23 protein-coding genes are annotated in these 25,473 nt (G+C 67.0%); 19 read left to right on the plus strand and 4 right to left on the minus strand.

Annotated elements, in window-relative coordinates:
- The first annotated feature begins 60 nt into the window (after window positions 1-60).
- The 16 genes from QOL57_RS03805 (at window position 61) to rnt (ending at window position 13,920) form a co-directional block, all read left to right on the plus strand.
- Window positions 61-855 (plus strand): enoyl-CoA hydratase-related protein, encoded by a 795-nt coding sequence (locus QOL57_RS03805; RefSeq protein ID WP_089239932.1) that lies wholly within the window; start codon window positions 61-63, stop codon window positions 853-855.
- 5 nt (window positions 856-860) lie between these two features.
- On the plus strand, window positions 861-1,214 hold the full coding sequence (locus tag QOL57_RS03810) for a hypothetical protein (protein WP_089239930.1): 354 nt from the start codon (window positions 861-863) through the stop codon (window positions 1,212-1,214).
- Entirely contained in the window at window positions 1,214-1,903 is a 690-nt protein-coding gene (gene nth, locus QOL57_RS03815; protein WP_089239928.1) for an endonuclease III, read from the plus strand. The genes QOL57_RS03810 and nth overlap by 1 nt, the downstream gene beginning before the upstream one ends.
- A gap of 228 nt (window positions 1,904-2,131) precedes the next feature.
- Entirely contained in the window at window positions 2,132-3,343 is a 1,212-nt protein-coding gene (locus tag QOL57_RS03820; RefSeq protein WP_089239926.1) for an OprO/OprP family phosphate-selective porin, read from the plus strand.
- Window positions 3,344-3,453: 110 nt separating this feature from the next.
- Window positions 3,454-4,233, plus strand: a complete 780-nt coding sequence (locus QOL57_RS03825; RefSeq protein ID WP_089239924.1) for a hypothetical protein — start codon at window positions 3,454-3,456, stop codon at window positions 4,231-4,233.
- Between the two features lie 136 nt (window positions 4,234-4,369).
- The gene (gene pstS, locus QOL57_RS03830) at window positions 4,370-5,389 is read left to right on the plus strand and encodes a phosphate ABC transporter substrate-binding protein PstS (RefSeq protein WP_025875374.1); all 1,020 of its coding nucleotides are present in this window, start codon (window positions 4,370-4,372) and stop codon (window positions 5,387-5,389) included.
- A 460-nt stretch (window positions 5,390-5,849) separates the two neighbouring features.
- A complete protein-coding gene (gene pstS / locus QOL57_RS03835; protein WP_089239922.1) occupies window positions 5,850-6,938 on the plus strand; it encodes a phosphate ABC transporter substrate-binding protein PstS in 1,089 nt (362 codons plus the stop codon).
- An 82-nt stretch (window positions 6,939-7,020) separates the two neighbouring features.
- Window positions 7,021-7,989, plus strand: coding sequence for a phosphate ABC transporter permease subunit PstC (gene pstC, locus QOL57_RS03840; protein ID WP_033830733.1), 969 nt, complete (start codon window positions 7,021-7,023; stop codon window positions 7,987-7,989).
- Window positions 7,989-8,852, plus strand: a complete 864-nt coding sequence (gene pstA, locus QOL57_RS03845; protein ID WP_089239920.1) for a phosphate ABC transporter permease PstA — start codon at window positions 7,989-7,991, stop codon at window positions 8,850-8,852. Before pstC ends, pstA begins: the two co-directional genes overlap by 1 nt.
- Window positions 8,853-8,871: 19 nt before the next feature.
- Complete coding sequence (gene pstB / locus QOL57_RS03850) at window positions 8,872-9,702, plus strand: phosphate ABC transporter ATP-binding protein PstB (protein WP_025875381.1); 831 nt, start codon at window positions 8,872-8,874, stop codon at window positions 9,700-9,702.
- 65 nt (window positions 9,703-9,767) lie between these two features.
- Complete coding sequence (phoU, locus tag QOL57_RS03855; RefSeq protein ID WP_025875384.1) at window positions 9,768-10,475, plus strand: phosphate signaling complex protein PhoU; 708 nt, start codon at window positions 9,768-9,770, stop codon at window positions 10,473-10,475.
- Window positions 10,476-10,657: 182 nt separating this feature from the next.
- Complete coding sequence (locus tag QOL57_RS03860) at window positions 10,658-11,023, plus strand: hypothetical protein (protein ID WP_089239918.1); 366 nt, start codon at window positions 10,658-10,660, stop codon at window positions 11,021-11,023.
- Window positions 11,010-11,885, plus strand: coding sequence for a DUF692 domain-containing protein (locus tag QOL57_RS03865; RefSeq protein WP_089239916.1), 876 nt, complete (start codon window positions 11,010-11,012; stop codon window positions 11,883-11,885). The genes QOL57_RS03860 and QOL57_RS03865 overlap by 14 nt, the downstream gene beginning before the upstream one ends.
- Entirely contained in the window at window positions 11,878-12,633 is a 756-nt protein-coding gene (locus QOL57_RS03870) for a putative DNA-binding domain-containing protein (protein WP_089241236.1), read from the plus strand. The genes QOL57_RS03865 and QOL57_RS03870 overlap by 8 nt, the downstream gene beginning before the upstream one ends.
- A gap of 23 nt (window positions 12,634-12,656) precedes the next feature.
- The gene (locus tag QOL57_RS03875; protein ID WP_089239914.1) at window positions 12,657-13,178 is read left to right on the plus strand and encodes a DoxX family protein; all 522 of its coding nucleotides are present in this window, start codon (window positions 12,657-12,659) and stop codon (window positions 13,176-13,178) included.
- 157 nt (window positions 13,179-13,335) lie between these two features.
- Window positions 13,336-13,920: a ribonuclease T gene (gene rnt, locus QOL57_RS03880; RefSeq protein ID WP_089239912.1), complete on the plus strand. Its 585-nt coding sequence runs from the start codon at window positions 13,336-13,338 to the stop codon at window positions 13,918-13,920.
- Between the two features lie 287 nt (window positions 13,921-14,207).
- Here the strand turns inward: rnt and QOL57_RS03885 are convergent, their stop codons facing one another.
- From QOL57_RS03885 to QOL57_RS03895, 3 genes are all read right to left on the minus strand, one after another.
- Entirely contained in the window at window positions 14,208-17,153 is a 2,946-nt protein-coding gene (locus tag QOL57_RS03885) for a ligand-binding sensor domain-containing diguanylate cyclase (protein WP_244900777.1), read from the minus strand.
- Window positions 17,154-17,432: 279 nt separating this feature from the next.
- Complete coding sequence (locus QOL57_RS03890) at window positions 17,433-18,824, minus strand: ATP-binding protein (RefSeq protein WP_089239908.1); 1,392 nt, start codon at window positions 18,822-18,824, stop codon at window positions 17,433-17,435.
- A gap of 6 nt (window positions 18,825-18,830) precedes the next feature.
- The gene (locus tag QOL57_RS03895) at window positions 18,831-19,559 is read right to left on the minus strand and encodes a response regulator (protein WP_025875399.1); all 729 of its coding nucleotides are present in this window, start codon (window positions 19,557-19,559) and stop codon (window positions 18,831-18,833) included.
- Window positions 19,560-19,764: 205 nt separating this feature from the next.
- Here QOL57_RS03895 and QOL57_RS03900 point away from each other — a divergent pair, with 205 nt between their 5' ends.
- The 3 genes from QOL57_RS03900 to QOL57_RS03910 are packed head-to-tail and all read left to right on the plus strand — an operon-like array spanning window position 19,765 to window position 24,394.
- Window positions 19,765-21,003: an efflux RND transporter periplasmic adaptor subunit gene (locus QOL57_RS03900; RefSeq protein WP_089239906.1), complete on the plus strand. Its 1,239-nt coding sequence runs from the start codon at window positions 19,765-19,767 to the stop codon at window positions 21,001-21,003.
- Window positions 21,000-22,958, plus strand: coding sequence for a MacB family efflux pump subunit (locus QOL57_RS03905; RefSeq protein WP_089239904.1), 1,959 nt, complete (start codon window positions 21,000-21,002; stop codon window positions 22,956-22,958). Before QOL57_RS03900 ends, QOL57_RS03905 begins: the two co-directional genes overlap by 4 nt.
- A complete protein-coding gene (locus QOL57_RS03910) occupies window positions 22,955-24,394 on the plus strand; it encodes a TolC family protein (protein WP_089239902.1) in 1,440 nt (479 codons plus the stop codon). Before QOL57_RS03905 ends, QOL57_RS03910 begins: the two co-directional genes overlap by 4 nt.
- A 295-nt stretch (window positions 24,395-24,689) precedes the next feature.
- Here QOL57_RS03910 and rlmB read toward each other — a convergent pair whose 3' ends face one another.
- Window positions 24,690-25,433 (minus strand): 23S rRNA (guanosine(2251)-2'-O)-methyltransferase RlmB, encoded by a 744-nt coding sequence (rlmB, locus tag QOL57_RS03915; protein WP_089239900.1) that lies wholly within the window; start codon window positions 25,431-25,433, stop codon window positions 24,690-24,692.
- Window positions 25,434-25,473: the final 40 nt, after the last annotated feature.

The raw sequence follows: 25,473 nt of genomic DNA on the forward strand, positions 1-25,473 counted from the left end.
TGACCTGTCTGCGTTTACAGAGTTCAATCTCACTTTTTTTTAACGTTCCAGGAGTTTCCCGTGGCCGAGGCCCCCGCCCCCCACCCGGTCGACGTCAGCGATGACGGCGCCGTCCGCACCATTACCGTGCAACGCCCGGACAAGCTCAACGCCCTCAATGCCGCGACCCTGCAGGCTCTGGCCGGGGCGTTCAGCGATGCGGCCGCCGACGCGGCGGTACGGGTGGTGGTGCTGACCGGCGCTGGCCCCAAGGCGTTCGTGGCCGGGGCCGACATCGCGGAAATGAACACATTGAGCGCGGTTCAGGGACGTGATTTCTCCCTGCTCGGCCAGGCCCTGATGCGCCGCATCGAACGCATGCCCAAGCCGGTGATCGCCCGCGTCAACGGTTTTGCGCTGGGCGGCGGGCTGGAGCTGGCCATGGCCTGCCACCTGCGCATTGCGGCCGATTCCGCCAAGGTCGGCCAACCGGAGATCAATCTCGGCCTGATTCCCGGCTTCGGCGGCAGCCAGCGCCTGCTGCGCCTGTGTGGCCGCGCGGCCACACTGGAGCTGTGCCTGCTGGGTACCCCGATCGACGCCGCGCGCGCGCTGGCCCTGGGCATCGTCAACGAAGTAGTGCCTGTTGCCGAGCTCGACGCCCGCGTGCAGGCCCTGGCCCGGCAGCTGGCACAGTCGGCGCCGCTGGCGCTGCGTGGCCTGCTCGATGCGGTGCACGTGGGTGGCGAATGCAGCCTGGACGCCGGCCTGGAATACGAAAGTGCGCAGTTCGGCCTGCTGTTCGCCACCGAAGACATGCGCGAAGGCACCAGCGCCTTCCTGCAGCGCCGTCCTCCCGCTTTCCAGAACCGCTGACCGCCATGGCATTCCGACCCAACCCCGTGCTGCTGTTCGCCCGGGTCCAGGCAGACGATCCCGATGGCGCGCTGCAGGCTGGACTGATGGACTACGTTGTGCGCGCTGGCGATGACCGGCTGCTGCCCGATCATCCTGACCTGCCGGACCGCCTCTGCTGGATGCAGCTGCAGCTGCAGCGTGCATGGGCCGCGCGCGAACGTTTCCGCGCGCGCGCGGTGCGCCTGGCCCGCCGCGAGGCCGAGCGTGATGCGCGGCGCACGCCCGCACCGGCACCGGACGCAAAACCCGCCCTGCCTGCCGCAGCGGCCGCCATCCTCGCCCGGGCCAAGGCCCGCGCCGCCGGCAAGGAGCAGTAATGGCGACCGCGAAGAAGACCGTGCGCGCACCTGCGCGCCGCGGCGGTACGATGCCGCGTGCCGACGTGGTGGAAATGTTCACCCGCCTGCGCGAACTCAACCCGCATCCGAAGACCGAGCTGGAATACAGCTCTCCCTTCGAACTGCTGGTGGCGGTCGCACTGTCGGCGCAGGCCACCGACGTCGGCGTCAACAAGGCCACCCGGCGCCTGTTCCCGGTTGCCAACACGCCAGCGAAAATCCTCGCCCTGGGCGAAGAGGGACTGAAGAAGTACATCGCCACCATCGGCCTGTTCAACGCAAAGGCGAAGAACGTGATCGCCACCTGCGCGTTGCTGCTGGAGAAGCACGGCGGTGAGGTGCCACGCGACCGCGATGCACTGGAAGCACTGCCCGGTGTCGGTCGCAAGACTGCCAACGTGGTGCTCAACACCGCCTTCGGCGAACCGGTGATGGCGGTGGACACGCATATCTTCCGTGTCGCCAACCGCACTGGACTTGCACCGGGAAAGAACGTGCGCGAGGTCGAAGACCGATTGGTCAAAGCGATTCCCGCCGAGTTCCTGCTGGATGCGCACCACTGGCTGATCCTGCACGGACGGTACGTGTGCAAAGCACGCAAACCGGATTGCCCGGGGTGCGTGATTGCCGATCTTTGCCGGTTCAAGGACAAGACCCTCGCCGAGTGATGGCGGTATCCGCGCATGACGTGGATGCACGGAAAAACCAGCCACGCATGGCGTGGATCTACTGCAACCGGGGCGCAATCCGGGCGTCATACGTAACCGGTTTCAATGGCAGGCCCAGCCGTGACGGGGCCTGCGGCGGATCGCGGCCGTGCGCGAACTGTCACATTTACGCAATCTTCACGTTTTAGCCTGCGCGCATCTTCCCACCTGCCTGCAAGGCTCCTCTCCATGAAACTGCATCACCAACTCCTGACGGTCGCCGTGGCTGCTGCGCTGTATGTGCCGGCCGCCCACGCCGAAGTCGCCATCGATGTGATCGGCGGTTCGGAAATCACCTTCGAAGGCCTGGTCCAGGCCGACGGCAACTGGTACGACAATGACGTCGTGGACCTCAACGGCGGTGACGCCGGCAACGGCAAGAACAGCGAATTCGAACTGCGTCGCGCCGAGCTGGTGCTGAAGGGCAAGGGCCCGGGCAACGTGGAGTGGGTGGTCGGCTATGACGCCAAGGCCGACAAGTTCCTCGACACCAACGTGAAGTACAAGCTGCTGGGCAACGCCAACCACTTCATCCAGGTCGGCCAGTTCAAGCAGCCCAACAGCCTGGAAGAGCTGTCCAGCACCAAGAACAACGACTTCATCTCCAAGGCTGCGGTCACCAACACCTATGCCATCGCCCGTCGCCTCGGCGGCGCGTACAGCTACGGCCAGGACAACTGGTCGGTCACTGCCAGCGCCTTCGGCCGCGAACTGACCCGCAACCTGGCCCACGGCAGCGGCTACGGCGCGCGTGGCACCTGGGCCCCGATCAACGAGAAGGGCCAGGTCCTGCACTTCGGCCTGAGCTACGTGAACTACGACACCGACGCAGACACCCTGCGCGTGCGTGCCCGCCCGAACGCTGACCTGGCCACCGCGCGCCTGGTCGACAGCGGCAACCTGGTCGACACCGACCGCGTCAGCACCATCGGTGCCGAAGCGATGTACTTCCAGGGCCCGTTCAAGGCCCAGGCCGAGTACTACACCAGCAAGGCCAAGCGCATGGCCAACGACAACTACACCAGTGACGGCTACTACGTCAGCGGCGTGTGGAATGTCACCGGCGAAAGCTGGAGCTACAAGGGCGGCACGCCGGGCACCGGCCTGCCGAACAACCCGGCCGGCGGCCAGTGGCAGCTGGGCCTGCGTTACGACCACATGGATCTGAACGACGGCAACCTCGCCGCCAACCCGGTGGCCGGCCGCCCGCCGATCGTCGATGGCGTGCTCGGCGGCAAGATGGACATCTGGACCGTCGGCGCCAACTGGTACTGGCGCTCGAACTTCAAGCTGATGCTCAACTACGTGATGGTCGACAGCAAGAAGTACAGCTCGAGCGCCCGTGGTTTCGTCAACGACGATCCGAACATCCTGGAAGCCCGCGCGCAGTTCTTCTGGTAAGACCGGAAGCACGCGTTCGAACGAAGGCACGGCTCCGGCCGTGCCTTCGTCGTTGTGGGCAGGCGGTGGCCGCGCGATGATGCTCTGCCCTGTCGACATGGACCTTCGGGATGCCCACTTCCCTGCGCCTGCGCCGCCTGCTGTGCGCTGCCTTGCTCGCCGCCCTGCCCGCCGCCGCGCTCGCCTGTGACGATGCAGAGGCCGTGCGCGAGGCCGCGTATCGGCAGTTGCCGGCTGGCGCGTTGCCAGTGACGGCACGCTTTACCGATGCCGACAGCACCGCCTGCCGTGCGTGGCCCGCGCAGCCCGGCACGACCCTGCTGGCCGTCGCGCAATGGACCGAGCCCGCCTCGGAGGACGTGCGCGGTGGCGACCTCGACCTGTTGCTGATCGATACCGCCAGTGGCCAGCCGCTGGCCTGGACCCGCGTGGCCGATGCGGTCAGCAGCGATGCGCTGCCCTTCACCGGGCTCCACCTGGACACGGCACGCTGGCAGCTGGATCCGACCACCCGCGCGTTTGGCGTGCGCATGGACTACAGCGGCAGTTCGGGACCCAACCCGTTCGCACAGACCGAGCTGCAGTTGTTCGTGCGTGATGGCCGACGGCTGCGCCGGGTGCTTGCGCCGCTGGCGGTCAGCGGCAGTCGCGGCGAATGGGATACGCGCTGCGCCGGCGAGTTCAGCCGCTTCGAGCGCACGCTGGAAATAGGAAAGGCCGATGCGCCTGGCCTGGCACCGATCCTGGTGCGCGAAAAGCGCACCGATACGATCAGCGTCGCCGCGGGTGACGACTGCCATGCAACCGACACGACGGCTCCCGCGCAGCGCTGGACACTGCTGCCCAGCCACGGGCGTTATGCCGTTCCGGAGGCGCTGAGTGGGCTCTGAAAGGGAGGCTTCGGCAGCGCCATGACGGCTGTCACGTTCGCGTCATATGACAGACGCGGGCGTGTCATGGAACCGTTATGGAATGTGCACCGAAACGTCGGGCAGCCGCCCCTCGACCACCCCAGGAGTCTCTCCCGTGATCCACGCCTTCAAGTCGCGCGCCGCCGTCGCCATTCTGGCCGCGTCGTCCGTGTTCGCCGCCAACGCCGCCGATGTCACCGGCGCGGGCGCTTCGTTCATCTACCCGGTGATGTCCAAGTGGTCGGCCGACTACAGCACCGCCACCGGCAAGAAGGTCAACTACCAGTCGATCGGTTCCGGCGGTGGTATCGCCCAGATCAAGGCTGCGACCGTGGACTTCGGTTCGTCCGATGCGCCGCTGAAGCCGGAAGAGCTGGCTGCCGCCGGCCTGGCCCAGTTCCCGTCGGTGATCGGCGGCGTGGTGCCGGTGATCAACGTCGCGGGCGTCGCTCCGGGCGCGCTGAAGCTGGACGGTCCGACCCTGGCCAACATCTTCCTGGGCAAGATCACCACCTGGAACGACCCGGCCATCGCCGCCCTGAACAGCGGCCTGACCCTGCCCAGCGGCAAGATCACCATTGTCCATCGTTCGGACGGCTCGGGCACCACCTTCAACTTCGTCAACTACCTGTCCAAGGTCAGCCCGGAGTGGAAGAGCAAGGTCGGTGAAGGCACGTCGGTGCAGTGGCCGGCCGGCATCGGCGGCAAGGGCAACGAAGGCGTTGCTGCCTACGTGAAGCAGATCAAGGGCGGCATCGGCTACGTCGAACTGTCCTACGCGCTGCAGAACAAGATGTCCTATGCGGCGATGAAGAACGCGGCTGGCAAGATCGTGCAGCCGTCGGACGCCTCGTTCTCGGCCGCCGCGGCCAGCGCCGACTGGGCCAACGCCCGTGACTTCTACCTGGTGATGACCAACGCCCCGGGCGCTGACGCATGGCCGATCACCGCCACCAACTTCATCCTGGTGCGCAAGCAGCCGAAGAACGTGGCGGGCGCCAAGGCCACCCAGGAGTTCTTCCGCTGGGTCTACAAGAATGGCGATGCGCAGGCCAAGCAGCTGGACTACGTGCCGCTGCCGGACGCACTGGTGCGCCAGATCGAGACCTACTGGACGCAGAACCTGAAGTACTGAGTTTCGTTGCAAGGCGTTCCCCCGCAGGAACGGGGTCGGCGGGTCCTCTCTCCCCCGCCGGCCCCACCGGGCGCTGGATCCTTCGGGGTCCGGCGCTCTTCTTTTTTGCGCGGTTGGTTTGTTGGGTTGGTCGTGAAGAGCGCTGCGCTTCCGTTGATCTGTTGTTGCGGCGATGGGGTCATGCAGGAGCATCTGTAGAGCCGAGCCCATGCTCGGCTGCTTCTGGCCTGGCCTCGCGGGCAGCCGAGCATGGGCTCGGCTCTACCCTGCCTCCATCGCCATATCGGTGCGCAGATCCGTGGTCTCCGGGACCCCGCCTGGGGCCGGCCAACTCTGTGAAACCCTTGCCAGAACGTGATCCAGGACACCTCTGTCATGGACGTCATACGGCTGTAACAAAAACATCATTTCATAGCCGCATCCGCCGACACCGTCGGCTCTACCCCGCTATGGAGTGACCATGAAACTGCACTCGGCCAGCCTTGCCGCCCTTTCCCTGGCCATCGCCCTGGGCCTGTCTGCCTGCGGTGGCGACAAGCAGGCCGCACAGCAGCCGGCCGCTGACGGCGCCGCTGCTCCGGCCGCTGCCGGCGACAAGGTGACCGCTGAGGTCTCCGGTGCTGGCGCCTCCTTCATCTTCCCGCTGGTGTCCAAGTGGTCGGCCGATTACAACACCGCCACCGGCGCCAAGATCAACTACCAGTCGATCGGTTCCGGTGGTGGCATCGCCCAGATCAAGGCCGGTACCGTTGATTTCGGATCCTCCGACAAGCCGCTGAGCAGCGATGAGCTGGCCCAGGCCGGCCTGGCCCAGTTCCCGTCGGCCATCGGCGGCGTGGTGCCGGTGGTCAACATCGACGGCCTGGAAGCCGGCAAGCTGCGCCTCAGTGGCGCCCTGCTCGCCGACATCTTCCTGGGCAAGGTCAAGACCTGGAACGACCCGGCCATCGTCGCGGCCAACCCGGGCGTGCCCCTGCCGGACGGCAAGATCACCATCGTCCACCGTTCGGACGGTTCGGGCACCACCTTCAACTTCTCCAACTACCTGTCCAAGGTCAGCCCGGAGTGGAAGAGCAAGGTCGGCGAAGGCACCTCGGTGCAGTGGCCGGACGGCGTGGGTGGCAAGGGCAATGAAGGCGTCGCCTCGTACGTGAAGCAGATCAAGGGTTCGATCGGCTACGTCGAACTGGCCTACGCCCTGCAGAACGCGATGCCCTACACCTCGCTGCAGAACGCGGCCGGCACCTGGGTGCAGCCGAACGCTGAGACCTTCGCCGCCGCTGCCGCCAGCGCCGACTGGGCCAGCGCCAAGGACTTCAACCTGGTCATCACCAACGCTCCGGGTGAGCAGGCGTGGCCGATCACCGCCACCAACTTCATGCTGATGCAGAAGAAGCCGAAGGATGCCAAGCGCAACCAGGATGCGCTGGCCTTCTTCAAGTGGGCCTTCGAAAGCGGCCAGACCCAGGCCAACGAACTGCACTACGTGCCGCTGCCGGCCGAACTGGTCAAGCAGATCGAAGCCTACTGGGCGACCGAACTGAAGTGATGGACCCGACGGTGCCCGCCACGTGCGGGCACCGTCTCCTGAACATCGTGCTGCCCCGCCCCTTCCTGGCCCTGCCGTCCCCATGAATGCCATCGCCCAGCCTGTAGCCGCCCCCTCCACGCGTGACACGCGTGATGCCCGCAACGACAAACTGTTCCGATGGGTGCTGGTCGGCACCGTCATCTTCGTCCTGATCGCACTGGCCTGCGCCGCACTGTCGATGCTGTGGGGTGGTCGCCACGCCCTGCAGGTGCAGGGCCTGAGCTTCTTCTTCTCTTCCGACTGGAATCCGGTCGAAAACAAATTCGGCGCCCTCGCCCCGATCTACGGCACCCTGGTCACCGCGCTGATCGCGATGGTCATCGCCGTACCGGTCAGCTTCGGCATCGCCTTCTTCCTCACCGAAGTGGCACCGCGCTGGCTGCGGGGTCCGGTCGGTACCGCCATCGAACTGCTGGCCGGCATTCCCTCGATCATCTACGGCATGTGGGGCCTGTTCGTGCTGGTGCCGGTGATGACCGAGTACGTTACCCCGTTCCTCAACGAAACCCTGGGCGAATGGCCGATCATCGGCCCGGTGTTCCAGGGCCCGCCGCTGGGCATCGGCATGCTCACCGCCGGCTTCGTGCTGGCGATCATGGTCATCCCCTTCATCTCCTCGGTGATGCGCGAAGTGTTCCTGACCGTGCCGACCCGCCTGAAGGAATCGGCCTACGCGCTGGGTTCCACCAAGTGGGAAGTGAGCTGGGACATCGTCCTGCCCTACACCCGCTCGGCGGTGATCGGTGGCGTGTTCCTGGGCCTCGGCCGCGCACTGGGCGAGACGATGGCCGTGGCCTTCGTGATCGGCAACAGCGTGCGCCTGTCGCCGTCGCTGCTGGAACCGGGCACCACCATCGCCGCGCTGATCGCCAACGACTTCGGCGAGGCCACTGAAACCTACCGCTCGGCGCTGCTGCTGCTCGGCTTCGTCCTCTTCATCGTCACCTTCGTGGTGCTCGCCATCGCCCGCCTGATGCTGATGCGCCTGTCCCGCAAGGAGGGCAACTGATGTCCAGCACCGCTGACTCCCTGTACCTGCGCCGCCGCATCGGCAATGTCATCGCCATCGCGATGTCCTGCGCCACCGCGCTGTTCGGCCTGTTCTTCCTCGGCTGGATCCTGTTCACCCTGGCCTCCAAGGGCCTGGCCGGCATCAACCTGGACCTGTTCACCAAGATGACACCGCCGCCGATGCAGGAAGGCGGTCTTGCCAATGCCTTCTTCGGCAGTGCGGTGATGTGTGCACTGGCGATCGGCATCGGCACCCCGCTGGGCGTGCTGGCCGGCACATGGCTGGCCGAGTACGGCAACGCCCGCAAGGCCGGCACCGTGGTCCGCTTCGTCAACGACATCCTGCTGTCGGCCCCGTCCATCGTGCTGGGCCTGTTCGTCTACACCCTGTACGTGATGCAGACCGGCGGCAGCTTCTCCGCTTTCGCAGGTGCGCTGTCGCTGGCCTTCATCGTGCTGCCGGTGGTGGTGCGTACCACCGACGAGATGCTGCGCCTGGTGCCTTCGCAGATGCGCGAAGCTGCTTTGTCGCTGGGCATCCCGCAGTGGAAGGTGATCGTGCAGGTGCTGTACCGCAGTGCCTCGGCCGGCATCATCACCGGCATCCTGCTGGCGCTGGCGCGCATTTCCGGCGAGACCGCACCGCTGCTGTTCACCGCGTTCGGCAACCAGTACTGGAACAGCAACGTGTTCCAGCCGATGGCCTCGGTGCCGGTGGTGATGAACCAGTTCGCCGGCAGCCCGTATGAATCCTGGCAGGTGCTGGCCTGGGCAGGTGCCCTGGTGCTGACTGTCTTCGTGTTGCTGGTCAGCCTCGCCGCTCGCGGCTTCCTGCTGCGCAACCGTATCTCCCATGACTGACCTTTCCGTGGATACCGCCATGAACGACCTTTCCAACGCCGTGCCGATGCAGCGCATCGTGGTGCCGGCCTCGCACGAGAACCTGCACGCTCCGGCACCGGTCAAGCTCGCCGCGCGTGGACTGGACTTCTACTACGACAAGTTCCATGCCCTGAAGGGCATCAACCTGGAGATCCCGGAAAAGCGCGTGACCGCGCTGATCGGTCCCTCCGGCTGCGGCAAGTCGACCCTGCTGCGCATCTTCAACCGCATCTACGCGCTGTACCCGAAGCTGGAAGCGCGCGGTGAGGTGATTCTCGACGGCGAGAACATCCTGTCGCCGAAGTACCCGATGAACCGCCTGCGCAGCAAGGTCGGCATGGTGTTCCAGAAGCCGGTGCCGTTCCCGATGACCATCTTCGAGAACGTGGCCTACGGCATCCGCCACCACGAGAAGCTGTCCAAGGCGGACATGGCCGACCGTGTCGAGCACGCACTGCGCCAGGGCGCACTGTGGGACGAAGTGAAGGACAAGCTCAACCAGAGCGCGCTGGGCCTGTCCGGTGGCCAGCAGCAGCGTCTGTGCATCGCCCGTGCCGTGGCCCTGCGCCCGTCGGTGCTGCTGCTGGACGAGCCGACTTCGGCGCTGGATCCGATCTCCACCAGCCGCATCGAGCAGCTGGTGGAAGAACTGAAGCACGAGTACACCATCGTGATCGTCACCCACAACATGCAGCAGGCCGCCCGCGTGTCCGATTACACCGCCTTCATGTACCTGGGCGACCTGATCGAGCACGACCGCACCGAAGTGATCTTCTCGCAGCCGTCCAAGCAGCAGACCGAGGATTACATCACCGGTCGCTTTGGCTGATCGGCGCTGACGCTTCGCCACATGTCCCAGCCAGGCGCAGCCTGGCTCTACCTGGATTGCAGAACATGAACCTTCCCAACGACCACATCGTCAAAAGCTACGACGAAGAGCAGCAGCGCCTGGTGGCCGAAATCGTACGCATGGGCGAAATGGCCGTCGCCCAGCTGGAGGCGTCGATGGACGTCATCGAGAAGCGCGACGAGAATGCCGCCCATCGCATCATCGCCAACGATGAAGCGATCGATTCGCTGGAACAGCAGATCAGCCATGACGTGATGCGCCTGGCGCTGCGCGGCCCGATGGCACGCGACCTGCGCGAGATTCTTGCCGGCCTGCGCATTCCGGCCGATATCGAACGCATCGGTGACTACGCGGCCAACGTCGCCAAGCGCTCCATCGCGCTGGGCAAGGTACCGCCGCTGCCGCAGATCCAGGGCCTGCGCGCCCTCGGCCGCCTTGCTGCGCAGCAGGTCCGCCGCGCCATCGCCGCCTATCGTGACAACGATGCCGATGCCGCACTGGAACTGCGCGAGGACGATGCCCGCCTGGATGCGCAGTACACCGCGCTGTTCCGCGAGCTGCTGACCTACATGATGGAAGACCCGCGCAACATCACCCCGTGCACCCATCTGCTGTTCATGGCCAAGAACCTGGAACGCGTGGGTGACCACGCCACCAACATCGCCGAGAACGTGTGGTTCCTGGTGCACGGCGAACAGCCGCTGCCGCCGCGCCAGAAGCGCGACGAGACCTCCAGCGCCGGCGATATCTGATACTGCACTGCAACACCGGATTCGACTCCAGGGTGGCCGCTGTCCTCGCGACAGCGGCCTTTTTGTTGGCGCTGTAATACTTCTCACGAAAATTTGAATTCCCGGCGAGGATTCGTTGAGTAGGATCGCTGCACCATCGATTCACCCCCGGGCACCCGCCCACCACCCAAGGAGTTCGACCGATGAGCAGTTCCAACAAGACCCTGTCCCTGCTGACCGCCACCGCCCTGGCCGCCGGCCTCGGCATGGCTGCCAGTGCCTCGGCGCTGAGCATGAGCGACCTCGCACAGGGCTACCTGGTGGCCGGCCAGGCGGCAGGCAAGACTGCCGAAGGCAAATGTGGTGAAGGCAAGTGTGGTGCCGACAAGGCCAAGGCCGGTGATCATGCTGCGGCAGGGAAGACCGCCGAGGGCAAGTGTGGTGAAGGAAAATGTGGTGCCGACAAGGGCAAGGCAGCAGCCGGTGCCGACGCCAAGGCCAAGACCGGCGGCGACAAGAAGTCGGCCGAAGGCAAGTGTGGCGAAGGCAAGTGCGGTGCCAAGCACTGACGTCCGCGCCGGCGTCGTCCACCCGCGGTCGCCGCTTCCTGCGGCGGCCGTGGGCCTGGGCCTGCGCCGCGCGCTGCTGCAGGACCTGCGCGAGGCACCGGCCGGCGATTTCGATTTCCTCGAGTGCGCGCCGGAGAACTGGATCGGTGTCGGCGGCCCCGCCGGTGATGCACTGGCCGAACTGGCTGCGCGCCATCCGCTGAGCTGCCATGGCCTCTCGCTGTCACTGGGCGGCAGCGCAGTACTGGATACCCAGCTGCTGGCCCAGGTGGGTACCTTTCTTGAACGCCACCGGGTGCCGCTGTACAGCGAACACCTGAGCTACTGCAGCGACGAGGGCCACCTGTACGACCTGCTGCCGATTCCCTTCACCGATGAAGCAGTACGCCACACCGCTGCACGCATCGCCCGCGTGCAGGACATCCTCGGCCGCCGCATCGCCGTGGAAAACGTGTCGTACTACCTGGCCCCGGAACCGATGATGGACGAACTGGCCTTCACCAATGCGGTGCTGGCCGAGGCCGACTGCGATCTGCTGCTGGACGTCAACAACGTGTACGTCAATGCCTGCAACCATGGCTACGATGCCAATGCCTTCATTGCCGGCCTGCCCTCGCAGCGCATCGTCTGCCTGCACGTGGCCGGACACCTGGACGACGCTCCGGACCTGAAGATCGACACGCACGGCAGCCCGGTGATCGACCCGGTGTGGGATCTGCTGGCGCGCACCTACGCGCGCATCGGCCCACGCCCTACCCTGCTCGAACGCGATTTCAACTTCCCGCCTTACGCCGAGCTGCGGGGCGAACTGCAGACCATCCACCACCTGCAGGCCGTACATGCCGGAGCCGCCCATGGCTGACACTCCCGAACGACTGCGCAGCCAGCAGCACGCGTTCACCGCACACCTGCGCGACCCGGCGCAGGTACCGGCGCCGCCCGGCATGGACCCGCGCCGGCTGGCGGTGTACGAACGCCTGCTGTTCAACAATCTGCTGGGATTGTTGAGCAACGGCTTCCCGGTCTGCGTGCGCCTGCTGGGCGAACCGGCCTGGAGCGCGCTGGTGCGCCACTATTTCGCCAGCCATCATTGCCAGGCGCCGTTGTTCACCGAGCTGGCCGCCGAGTTCGTGCAGTGGCTGCAGGTGCAACCGGAGCTGCCGCATCCGGCGCTGGCCGAACTGGCCCACTACGAGTGGGTGGAGACCGCGCTGTACCAGCTGCAGGCTGATCCGCTGCCGGAACCTGGCGACATCGATCCGTTGCTGGTGCCGTTGCGCCGCTCGCCACTGGCCTGGCCGCTGCTGTATCGCTGGCCGGTGCATCAACTGGGTAGCGACGATGCTCCGTCGCAGCCACCGGCAGAACCCACCGGCCTGCTGGTACGGCGCGATGCCGATGGCGCGGTGCGCTTTGCCACCCTGACCAGTCTGGCGGTGCATCTGCTGACCCTGATCGGTGAGGCGCCCGGGGCCACCGGCCAACAACAGCTGCAGCAACTGGCCATCCTGCACCACCTCGATCCCGAGACCCTGGCCGCCCCAGGCGCGCAACTGCTGCAGCAGTTCCTGCGTGCTGGCGTGATCGGTCCGCTCCCCGCTTCACCCTGACGCCCCTTCCCGGAGATTCCCCCATGAAGACCCCGATCCTGGCCGCAGCCCGCGGCCAGCTGGACCGTTTCGCCCCGTGGTTGGCCCCGCTTGGCCTGCGCATACTGCTGGCCTGGGAGTTCTTTGAATCCGGGCGCGAGAAACTGCACGGCGAGAACTGGTTCGCCGACCTGCAGGGCGCATTCCCCTTCCCCTTCGACCAGTTGCCCGCTGCGCTGAACTGGCAGTTGGCCACCTGGTTCGAGCTGCTGGGCGCAGCCTGCCTGCTGCTCGGCTTCGGTACCCGTTTCGCCGCCGCCAGCCTGCTGGTGCTGACGGTCGTGGCCACGTACGCGGTACACCTGCCAGCCGAATGGGGCTCGCTGGGCGACCTGGCGATGGGCTATGCGATCAGCGACCAGGGCTTTGGCAACTTCAAACTGCCGTTGCTGTTCATGGCGATGCTGCTGCCGCTGCTGTTCACCGGTGCCGGGCGCCTGAGCGTGGATGCAGTGCTGGCGCGGTGGTATCCGTCGGGCCGCACGGCACAGCCCGCGGTCCGGTAGACGCCGACCTTGGCCGGTGCACAGTGTGCCAACCAAGGTTGGCACCTGGCGGGATCCCGGGCGCTCAGGGTCGCTCTGCTAGAATCCGTACATGACTGACCCCACTTCCGCACCTGCCGCCGCCCCTGTTCCCGACGCACCCCAGGCGCAGCGCGCGATGTCACAACGCTTCCGCGGCTTCCTGCCGGTGGTGGTGGATGTTGAAACCGGCGGCTTCGACAGCCAGCGCAACGCGCTGCTGGAAATCGCCGCCGTACCGATCGAGATGGACGAGAACGGCCTGCTCTGCCCCGGCCGGACCGCCAGCGCCCATGTGGTGCCGGCCGAGGGCCTGGAGATCGACCCGAAGTCGCTGGAAGTGACCGGCATCATCCTCGACCATCCGTTCCGGCTGGCCAAGGAAGAGAAGGCGGCGCTCGATCACGTGTTCACTCCAGTGCGTGCAGCGATGAAGAAGTACGGCTGCCAGCGCGCGATCCTGGTCGGCCACAACGCCCATTTCGACCTCGGCTTCGTCAACGCCGCGGTGGCCCGTACCGGGCACAAGCGCAATCCGTTCCATCCGTTCAGCGTGTTCGACACGGTCACTTTGGCGGGTATCGCCTACGGTCAGACCGTGCTGGCGCGCGCGGCCACGGCGGCCGGGCTGGGCTGGGATGCCAACGAGGCACACAGCGCGGTGTACGACACCGAGCAGACGGCGCGGTTGTTCTGCACGATCGCCAACGCCTGGCCGCGGTAAGACGGCCAACGGCGGAGCCCCTCGTGGCGGGCTGACAGCGATTCCGGGTGAGGCCGGGCGGATGGACTGCGCAGGGGACGCTGCAAGTACGTCCCTGTAAGCTCGGTCGCCGCATCCATGCGGCTCACGCCCCTGCGCAGCCCACCCACCCGGCCACGGACAGTTTCCCGGGCGCCACGGAAAGATCAGAAAAGCAGGAGCAACAGCGGGTCGCTGCGCTCAAGGGGTGCTGCCGTTGATGCGGCCCTCCAGTAGATCCACGCCATGCGTGGATGCTTCGCACTGGATCAACCGATACTCGTACGATCGCGGCCGTCGCTCTTCGCGCGGTACAACGCGCGGTCGGCACGCTGGTACAGCAGCGCCGGGGTGCGGTCGTCGCCATCCAGTTCCACCAGGCCCGCACTGAAGGTCACCCGCAGGCCGGGGATGCCGGCCCAGTCCGGGTGGTCATGGAACAGGCCGCGCAGGCGCGCGCACAGTTGCGCTGCCTCCTCCAGCCGGGTGTCGTTGAGCAGCAGCGCGAATTCTTCGCCGCCGGTACGTGCCGGCAGATCCGAATCGCGGCTGGCCGCTGCGATCACCTGGGCCACTTCCACCAGTACCGCGTCACCAATGCTGTGGCTGTGCTGGTCGTTGACGTCCTTGAAGTGGTCGATGTCCAGCACCACCAGGCACAGCGGATGGCCGCTGCGCTGGGCGCGGGCGAAATCGCGGGCCAGCGCCTCGTCGAAACCGCGACGATTGGCCAACCGGGTCAGCGCGTCCTCGCGGGCCTGTCGTTCGAATGCCTCGGCCTGCCGCGCCAGGCGCTCGGCCAGCTCGGTCTTTTCCTGGTTCAACGCCTGCAGGTGCACGGTCTGTGCCTGCAGGTCGAAGGTTGCCTCATCCACGCGCCGTGCCAGGCGCAGGTTGCTGGCCTTGTACTGCTGCAGCAGGAAGCGGTACAGCGCTACCAGCGCGGCCAGCAGCGCCAGCCCGATCAGCGCCTGCACGCTGCGCCGCTGCCACCAGAACGGCTCGACGGTGAAGCTCCACACCGCTTCCTGATGGCCCCAGCTGCCGCCCGGGTGCGAAGCGGCCACGTGCAGCGTGTAGTCGCCCGGCGGCAGGCCGACGAACTCCACGCTGCGCTGCGGGCCACGCTCCACCCAGCCGTTGTCCAGACCCTCCAGCCGCGTGCGGTAGCGGATGCGGTCGGACATCAGATAGCTCAGGCCCACGTAGCTCACCGCAAGCCGTCGCCCACCAGGAATCAGGTTGCGCTCGCGGCCTTCCCAGTGCACCGGCGCACCGTCCACCTGCACGTTCTCGATCGCCGCAGGCGGTGCCGGACGCTCGCGGAAACGCTGCAGCCGCTGCGGATCGACCGTGCTCAGGCCACCGGCGGTCACCACCCAGAACGTGCCGTCCTGGCGCAGGATCGCCGAGGGTCCGGAGCTGCCGTTGGCCTGCGCATTGGCCATGCCGTCGATTTCGTTGTAACGCTCCACGGTTACCCGCGGCGCGCGTCCGTCGGCCACGGCGTTGAGCGTTGCCATATCGGTACGCAGCACACCGCGGTTGCTGCTGATCCACACATTGCCCAGGCGGTCAGGCACCAGCTGGAACACCGCATCCACCGGCATGCCCTGCTCCAGGCCCACGCGCGCCAGCGTGCCGCGCTGCCAGCGATACAGCCCACGGTCACTGCTGATCCACATCGCATCGCCGATCTGGTGGAAGCCGAACACGCTGCGGCCACCGCCCAGCGGCGCCAGGTCGATCGACTGCACCCGATCACCACGCAGCACGCGGACGCCTTCGATGGTGCCGATCCACAGATTTCCCTGGTGATCGTGTTCCAGCGCGGTGGTGAGGCCTCCCGGCATGCCGGGAACCGTAGGCACGCTCACCTCGTCACCCTCGATGCGGACCACACCCTTCTGCGTCCCCGCCCAGACCACACCGTCAGACGCGATGCTGATCGCGCGGATGTTGCCGCCGGGCAGGCCATCGGCCGCAGCGTAGTTGTGGCGAAGGCGTCCATCGGCGTGCAACCGGTAAATGCCGTCGCCGAACGTGCCCACCCACAGATCGCCGCCAGCATCCTGCGCCAGGCTGAGTACCGAGGGCGCCTTGCCGCCGCGGTTGTGCAGCGACATCGCGCGGAATCGACCGTCGGCGGTCTGCAGGTCCAGGCCGCTGGCACTGCCCACCCACAGGTGCCGGTCACGGTCTTCGAGCACCGTGCGCACGTAGTCGCCGCTGAGGCCATCGCGCTCGGTGTAGCTGCTGAACAGGGTTTCGCGCAGGCGGTACAGGCCGCCGTTGGCGCCCACCCAGATGCTGCCCTCCGCGTCTTCGCGCAGGCTGACCACGCGCCCGCCGGGCAGGTTCAGCCCGGCCGGCAGGCGCTCCAGGCCATGTGCCGAGATGCGCAGCAGGCCCTGGTTCTCGGTACCCAGCCACAGGTCGCCATGGCGGTCCTGCAGCATGGCGGTCAAGTGCAGCTGGCCAGGCAGCCGGTGCACCAGCACCAGGCGATCATCCTCCACCCGGTACAGACGCTCGCCCGCAACGATCCACAGCGCGCCATCGGGTGCGCGATAGGGCCACGAGAGGCCCTTGTCCACGCCCCACGCCGCCGGCGCGCGCTGCAGCACGCCGTCGTTGTCACGCAGCACCAGGCCGTCGAGAGTGCCGATCCAGACCCGGTCCTGCGCGTCGACCGCCATCTTGGTGAAGCTCATCGCCAGCGGCAGGTCTGGCGGTGGGCGCTGGTAGACGATGCCCTTGTCCGGGGTCAGATAGGCGATGCCCTTGCCTTCATACAGCAGCCACAGGCGTCCCTGGCTGTCCATCTGCATGGACTGGATCAGCACCTGCGGCGTATCCGGCTGATGCTCCCAGACCCGCCACTGGCCATCGCTGCCACGATGGCTGACATTGCCCCGCGAGTCGCTGATCCACAGTCCGCCCTGCGCGTCGACCAGCAGCGCGCCGATGCCGTTGTCGCGCAGCCCTGGCCGCGTGCTGCGGTCGAACACGGTGAAATCCAGGCCGTTGTAGCGCACCAGGCCTTCCCAGGTGGCGAACCACAAGTGGCCTTCCGGGGTCTGCGCGATGTCGCGCAGCGAGTTGTGCGGCAACCCATTGCGCGAGGTCCACACGTCGATGGCGTAGTCGCGCAGCGGCGGTGCGCCACTCTGCGCGGCCAGCGGCGCGGCTATCGCCAGCAGCAGCCACAGCATGCCCAGTCGCAGCAGGCGACCGATCCTTTCCGCGTGGCGCCCCGCCCGGCGCCTTTCCGCCCCCTGTCCGCCCATCAGCGCAGCGGCGGCGGCCAGCTGCGGATGCCGGTGGTGGCGGCAGACGCGAACAGAAATGGCCGCACCGCGCAGGGCGGCATGCCGGCAGGAACGGGCAGGCTCATCGGACGAAGAATGGGGAAGTACGCAGATGATAGGGCAAACCCTGTCTTCGGCGTCACCGCGCCCGGCGCAACCGGGCCTGGACAGGGATTGCCGCTGCTACCGCGCCTCGGCGCTGGTGGACCACTGCACCACCGCTTCCAGCCCACCTTCGGGGCGGTTGCGCAACCATAGTCGGCCGCCGTCCTTTTCGGCCAGCGCACGGGCGATGGTCAGGCCCAGGCCGGCACCGCCGGTCTCGCGCGAACGTGAGGTCTCCACCCGCACGAACGGGTCGAACACCGCTTCCAGCTGGTCATCCGCCAGCCCAGGACCGTCATCGGCGATGACCACGGTGATCGTGCCCTCGCCGCGCTCGACACGTACCCGGGCGCGTTGTGCGTACATCACCGCGTTGTCCACCAGGTTGGAGAACAGGCGATGCATCGCCAACGGGCGCAGCATCAGCACTGCGCCGCTGCGGCCTTCGAAGACGACGTCGGCGCCGTCCTCGGCGGTGTCCTCGACGATGCTCTCCAGCAGCGAATCCAGGTCCAGCGCGGCGCGCTGTTCGGCACTCTCCGCACTCCGGGCCAGTTCCAGGCCCTCGCGTACCAGCGCCTGCATCGCGGCCAGGTCGCCGATCAGGCGCTCGCGCAGGGTCTCGTCGGTCACGTTTTCCAGGCGCAGGCGCAGCCGGGTCAGCGGCGTCTGCAGGTCGTGGGTGATCGCCGCCAGCATCTGCGTGCGTTCGGCCAGATGGCGCTGCAGCCGATGCTGCATGGCATTGAAGGCCTCGGCGGCGCGCTGCACTTCGCGTGGCCCGCGCAGCGGCAATGGCGCTCGCTGCAGGTCATCGCCCAGGTCCTCGGCAGCGGCCGCCAGTTCCTGCAGCGGCGCACTGGCCATGCGTGCGACCACATACGCCAGCACGGCAATGGCCAGCACCAGCAGGGTAAGGAACAGCGGGTCCACGGCGAGGATGCCGTTGTGCGCGATCGCCGGCGAATCCAGGGCGAGCTTCAGCAACGTGCCGTCGTTGAGCACCACGTCCACCGCCCGGCACTTGGGTGGAATGAAGGTGGGATCGCGTTCGCGCGGCGGCCTGCGGTGGCCCGGCGGCGGCGGCGGCAGCAGATCCTGCAGCTTGGGAATGCACGAACGGAACGAGGCGAAGTGCACATGCGCCCGCGACACCGGACCCGGGCGGTCCTCCAGCACTTCCATCAGCGCCTTGTCGGCCCGCCCTATGCGCGCGCCGGGCTGCAGTGCCCGCACGCTGGGGCCACCGACTTCCAGCAACCGCTCACGCAGCTCCGGGTTGCCATCGAGCAGGTTGATGTAACCCTGCAGGCGATCGGCGATGCGGTTCAGGTTCTGCCGCTCGAATTCCTGCTGCCGCTTGGAACTGGCCAGCATGGTCGCGCCGATCGCGGCCACGCTCATGCCCAGCAGCAGGATCACGAACAGCCGTCCGACCATCGAGGACAGGAAGTGGCGCAGGCGCTTCATCGCGGCTTATTCCAGGTTGACGGCCGAGGCCAGCACATAGCCTTCGTTGCGCACGGTCTTGATCAGGCCATCGGGGCCACCGTCATCGGCCAACTTGTTGCGCAGGCGGCTGACCTGCAGGTCGATTGCGCGGTCCTGCGCTTCATAGTTGCGGCCGCTGCTGAGGGCCACCAGCTGCTCGCGCGAGAGCACCTTGTTGGCATGGGCGATGAACACCCGCAGCAGGCGGAACTCGGCGCCGGACAGCACCACCACGCGCCCGTCCGGGTCGACCAGGTGGCGATGCTCCAGGTCGAAGATCCAGCGCGAGAAACGCGCACGGCGCACCGCAAGTGGTTCCAGGTTGGCCGGCAGCGCTTCGGTACGGCGCAGCACGTTGCGGATGCGCGCCAGCAGTTCGCGCGGCTCGAACGGCTTGGCCAGGTAGTCGTCGGCGCCCATTTCCAGGCCGAGCACGCGGTCGATCGGCTCGGCGCGCGCGGTGAGCATGATCACCGGCGTGTTCGAGCGCGCGCGAAGGTCGCGGCACAGGGTCAGCCCATCTTCGCGTGGCAGGTTGAGGTCAAGCACGATCAGGTCCACGTGCTCGCGTTCCAGCAACTGCCGCATGCTGGTGCCATCGGCGGCGGTGCTGACCTGGTAGCCAGCGCGGCCGAGCTGCTCGGCCAGCAGGGTGCGGATATCGTTGTCGTCATCGACGATCAGCAAACGGTGCATCGGGTTTTCAGTCTCCATGTCGCGAATCATCCCGTGTCGGCAGCTGAACCGCATCCCGGCCAATACGTACCACTGTATCCCCCGCAGCGCGGGATACCTGCCGATACGCAGTCTCGGCGACAGTGTTACATAGAGACACACCCCGAGGATTGAGCACAGCGTCGCTCGATCTTCACAATGCCCACCAACGCCGCCACTGCGGCCCCCAGAGTGAAGCCGCCACGTGATCTCCCGCCTGTTGCCCGCGACCCGCAAGGGTCGCCTGATGTTGATCGCCCTGCTTGTCCTGATCGCCGCCGTTTCCGCCTGGTGGCTGCTGCGCAAGCCGGCCGCACCGGCCCTGGCGACCACCCCGGTCAGCCGCGGCGACATCGAGCAGACGGTGGAGGCTACCGGCGTGATCGATGCCTACAAGCTGGTCAGCGTCGGTGCGCAGGCCTCCGGCCAGATCAAGTCGCTGAAGGTGCAGCTGGGCGATACAGTGAAGGAAGGCGACCTGATCGCCGAGATCGACGCCACCACCCAGCAGAACCAGGTGCTCAACGCGCAGGCCTCGCTGGACCAGGTGACCGCGCAGCGCGCGGTGCAGCAGGCCACCCTGCGCCAGGCTGAGCTGGAGTTCGCACGCCAGCAGCAGATGCTGGCTGCCGAAGCCACGTCACGCCAGGAATACGATGCCGCCGAGGCCCAGCTGAAGACCGCGCGTGCGCAGCTGCAATCCTACGAAGCGCAGATCAAGGGGCGCGAAACCGAACTGGGCACCGCCCGTGCCAACCTGGCCTACACGCGCATCGTCGCGCCGATGGACGGCACCGTGGTGGCGGTGGTGGCCGAGGAAGGCCGCACGGTGAACGCCAACCAGACCGCGCCGACCATCGTGATGCTGGCACGGCTGGACGTTGTGACCGTCAATGCCGAGGTCTCCGAGGCCGACGTGGTCAAGATCAAGGCTGGCATGCCGGTGTACTTCACTACGCTGGGCGACCCGGACCGCAAGTACCACGCCACGCTGCGGCAGATCAATCCGGCGCCGGCGTCGATCGCCAACGAGAGCTCGTCCAGTTCCAGCAGCTCGTCCAGTTCCAGCTCCAGCAGCGCGGTCTACTACAACGCGTTGTTCGACGTGGAAAACCCTGATGGCACCCTGCGCATCGACATGACCGCACAGGTATCGGTGCTGCTCAAGCAGGCCAAGGGTGTGCTGATGGTGCCGGCCGTTGCACTGGGTCCGAAGTCGCGCGATGGCGAGCGCATCGTGCGGGTGGTCGATGACAAGGGCCAGCCGCAGCCACGCAAGGTCAAGGTCGGCATCAACAACGGCGCCAACGTCGAGGTCCTGTCCGGCCTGAAGGAAGGCGAGCGTGTGGTGGTCGGCGAAGGCGGCGCTGCGGCGGCCGCGGGTGGCGGCAACCGTGGCGGCATGCAGATGCGGGTCGGCGGCCCGGGCATGGGGCGCCGATGAGCACGACGGCGCCGCTGCTGCGCCTGCGCGACCTGCGACGCGAGTTCCCTGCCGGCGAAGACGTCATCGCCGTGTTGCGCGACGTCAACCTGGACATCCATGCCGGTGAGATGGTGGCCATCGTCGGCCAGTCCGGTTCGGGCAAGTCCACGCTGATGAACATCCTCGGCTGCCTGGACCGCCCGACCCGTGGCAGCTACCAGGTGGCGGGCCGCGAGACCGGGAAGATGGCGCCCGACGAGCTGGCCGAGCTGCGCCGCGAGCACTTCGGTTTCATCTTCCAGCGCTACCACCTGCTGGGCGATCTCGACGCGCGCGGCAATGTGGCCGTGCCGGCGGTCTATGCCGGCAGCCCGGGCCCGGTGCGCACCGCGCGTGCCGAGCAGCTGCTGCAGCGCCTCGGCCTGGCCGACCGCATGCACCACAAACCCGGGCAGCTGTCCGGTGGCCAGCAGCAACGCGTGTCGATCGCGCGTGCGCTGATGAACGGTGGCGAGGTGATCCTGGCCGACGAACCGACTGGCGCCCTGGACACGAAATCCGGCGAAGAGGTGATGGCCATCCTCGGCGAGCTGCATGCCGAAGGCCATACCATCATCATCGTCACCCACGACATGAGCGTGGCCGAGCACGCACAACGCATCATCGAGATCCGCGACGGCGAGATCATCGCCGACCGCGCCAATCCGGCCGCGCCCAGCTACCGTGCGCAACGCGAACCGAGCACGGGCGTCGCCCACGGCAGCAGCTGGCAGGCCGCCCGCGACCGCTTCACCGAAGCGTTCCGGATGGCCCTGCTGGCGATGAACGCCCATCGCCTGCGCACCTTCCTGACCATGCTCGGCATCATCATCGGCATCGCTTCGGTGGTATCGGTGGTGGCACTGGGCAACGGCTCGCAGCAGCAGATCCTGCAGAACATCAGCGCACTGGGTACCAACACCATCGACGTCTACCCCGGTCGCGGATTCGGCGACATGCGCTCGGCGCGGGTGCAGACCCTCAAGGCCAGCGATGCCGATGCCCTGTCGCGGCAGAGCTACGTCGACAGCGCCACCCCCAGCGTGTCCAGTTCGGTCACCGCGCGCTACCGCAACCAGTCGGCCACCGCGCAGATCAGCGGCGTCGGCGAGCAGTACTTCCGGGTCAAGGGCGTGAGCCTGCTCAGCGGCAGCTTCTTCGACACCGACGCGGTGAAGGGACTCGGCCAGGTGGCGGTGATCGATGAGAACACCAGGACCCAGTTCTTCCCCGACAGCGACCCGATCGGCCAGGTGATCCTGCTTGGCAACGTGCCGGTACGCGTGGTCGGCGTGGCCAAGAAGCAGAGCTTCGGTTTCGGCGGCAGTACCAGCCTGAGCGTGTTCGTGCCCTACACCACGGTGATGTCGCGCATGCTTGGGCAGAGCCACGTTTCCAGCATCACCGTGCGGGTGAACGATGAAACGCCGATGGATGCGGCGCAGGAAGCGATCACCCGGTTGCTGACCATGCGCCACGGCACCGAGGACTTCTTCCTCAGCAACAGCGCCGAGATCCGCGACACCATCGAACAGACCACGCGCACGATGACCCTGCTGATCGGCGCCATTGCCGCCATCGCGCTGCTGGTCGGTGGTATCGGCGTGATGAACATCATGCTGGTCTCGGTGACCGAGCGCACCCGCGAGATCGGTGTGCGCATGGCGGTGGGGGCGCGGCAGAGCGACATCCGCCAGCAGTTCCTGATCGAAGCGGTGCTGGTGTGCCTGCTCGGCGGCGTGCTCGGCATCGGCCTGGCACTGCTGATGGGCGTGTTGATCGGCCGTTTCGCCAGCGATTTCCAAGTGCTGTTCTCCACCGCTTCCATCATTGCCGCCTTCGCTTGTTCAACGCTGATCGGTGTGGCGTTCGGCTTCCTGCCGGCACGCAGTGCCGCCCAGCTCGACCCGGTGGAGGCCCTGGCCCGCGAATGAACATGATGACCCGACTGCCGTTTCCCGTTCCCTCGCGCCTGCTGCTGGCCGGCGCCGTGCTGCTTGCACTCTCCGCCTGCGCTTCGGTAGGCCGCTATCCGGTTGAAGACCCCAGCGTTGCCGCGACCTATGGCCGTGGCGATGCGACCCTCAACGCGCCGGCCGACGACCCGCGCAGCGGCCTGGGCACCCCGGCCCGCGACATCCGCGAGGACAGCTGGTGGACCGGCTTCGGCGATGCGCGCCTGGACCGCCTGGTCGCGCAGGCATTGACCGCCAACAGCGACCTCGGCGCTGCCGGTCTGGCCGTGCAGCGTGCACGCCTGCAGGCCGGGCTGGCCAGCAACGCGCTGTGGCCGCAACCTTCTTCGTCCGGCGTGAGCGGCAGTGGCAGCCGCGCCACCGACCAAGCCGACGACTGGCGCCGCAGCTATTCCACCGGTGTGTCGCTGGGGTGGGAAATAGACCTGTGGGGCCGCCTGCGCACCCAGCGCGACATCGCCCGTTGGGAGGCAGACGCCAGCGAAGAAGATCGGCAGAACACCGCCCTGCTGGTGATCGGCGATGTCATCAACCAGTACTGGGCACTGGCCTACCTCAACCAGTCCATCGCCACCGGCCAGGCCAACCTCGAGCGGCTGCAACGCACGCATGAACTGGTGCAGGCACGCTTCGATGCCGGTGCGGTATCGCGGCTGGAAGTACGCCAGGCACTGCAGAACCTGCAGTCGCAGCGTTCGGCGCAGAGCGCGCTGGAGCAACAGCGGGTGGAAGTGCGCAATGCGCTGACCGTGCTGCTGGATGGCACGCCGTGGCCGCAGAAGGACGAACCGCAGAACCTGCTGGAGGCGCAGAGTCCGTCCATTGCAGAAGGCCTGCCGGCCGACCTGCTCGGCCGCCGGCCCGACCTGCGCGCGGCCGAACTGCGACTGCGCAACAGCCTGAAGACGATCCGGGTGACCGCTACCCAGTACTACCCGGCATTGAGTCTTACCGGCAGCTTGGGTTCCAGCGCGACCTCGCTGGGCGATGTACTGCGCAATCCGGTGGCGACGCTGGGGGCTGGCCTGTCGCTGCCCTTCCTCAACCTGCAGCGCGCGCAGCTGGATACGGACGTGGCCGGTACCACCTACCAGATCGCCGCCACCAACTTCCGCAAGACGCTATACACCGCGCTGTCGGAGGTGGACAACGCCCTGTCCGCGCGTGAGCAGCTGCTGCGCCAGGTGACCGCCTCGCAGGCGTCTTACGACGAAGCGGTGGAAGTGGAGCGCGCGCAGGAAGTGCGCTATCGCGTGGGCGCCACCGACCTGCGCACCTGGCTGGAAGCGCAGCAGACCCGCCGCGATGCGGAGCTGTCATTGGCGCGGGTGCGGCAGAGCCAGTTGAACAACGACGTGACGTTGTTCAAGGCGCTGGGCGGCAGCGCGGGGTAAGCACGATGCGGGGCTGCGCCCCGCACCCGCAGAGGCAACAACAACAGCGCGGTTTCTGCAGGATCGCCGGGGTGCCGTGGATGTGCGGGAACGCCGTGAACCCATCCCTGGGGGCTTGGTCGCCGCATCCATGCGGCTCACACCCCGCACACCCACGGCACCCCGGCCCATACAGTTCCGCGAGAGCTGATAGTAGATCCACGCCATGCGTGGATTGGGGTCCGGCAGAAAATAGGGCCAGATTCCTTTCCCAAGGGAAAGGAATCTGGCCCCGATCACGCTGCGGCGATGCCGATCAACCGCGCTGGCGCACGACCTCGAACAGGCTGACGCCGGCAGCGACCGAGACGTTCAGGCTCTCGATCTCGCCCGGCATCGGAATCTTGACCAGACCATCGCAGTTCTCGCGGGTCAGGCGGCGCAGGCCATCGGCTTCGCCGCCCAGTACCAGGGCGATGTTGCCCTTCAGGTCCAGCTGGTACAGCGAAGCTGTGGCTTCACCGGCCAGGCCGTAGATCCATACACCCTGCTTCTGCAGGTCCTTCAGGCAGCGCGACAGGTTGGTCACCGCCACCACCGGGATGCGGTCGGCGGCGCCGGCCGAGGTCTTGCGCACGGTGGCGTTGACCGTGGCCGACTTGTCCTTGGGGATGATCACAGCGGTTGCACCGGCCGCAGCGGCCGAGCGCAGGCAGGCGCCGAGGTTGTGCGGGTCCTGCACCTCGTCCAGCACCAGCAGCAGCGCCTTGCCTTCCGCAGCGGTGACCAGGCCTTCCAGCTCGTTCTCGTTGTAGGTGCGAGCGGCGGCATAACGCGCGGCCACGCCCTGGTGGCGCACCGAACCGCCCACGCCGTCCAGCGCCTGGCTGTTGACCTTGCGCACGTCGATGCCCTTGCGGCGGGCGTTTTCCTCGATCTCGGTCAGGCGCGGGTTCTTCGCACCGGCCTCGACCAGCACTTCGCGGACGTTCTCGGCGTCGTTCTCGATGGAGGAGGCGACGGCGTTGACGCCGACGATCCACTGGCTGTTCTTGCTCATGCGGGCAGGACCGGAAAGGGGGTGGCTATGGTAGAGCATC

The organism is Stenotrophomonas sp. yr243, assembly GCF_900184195.1.
Lineage (GTDB): Bacteria > Pseudomonadota > Gammaproteobacteria > Xanthomonadales > Xanthomonadaceae > Stenotrophomonas > Stenotrophomonas lactitubi.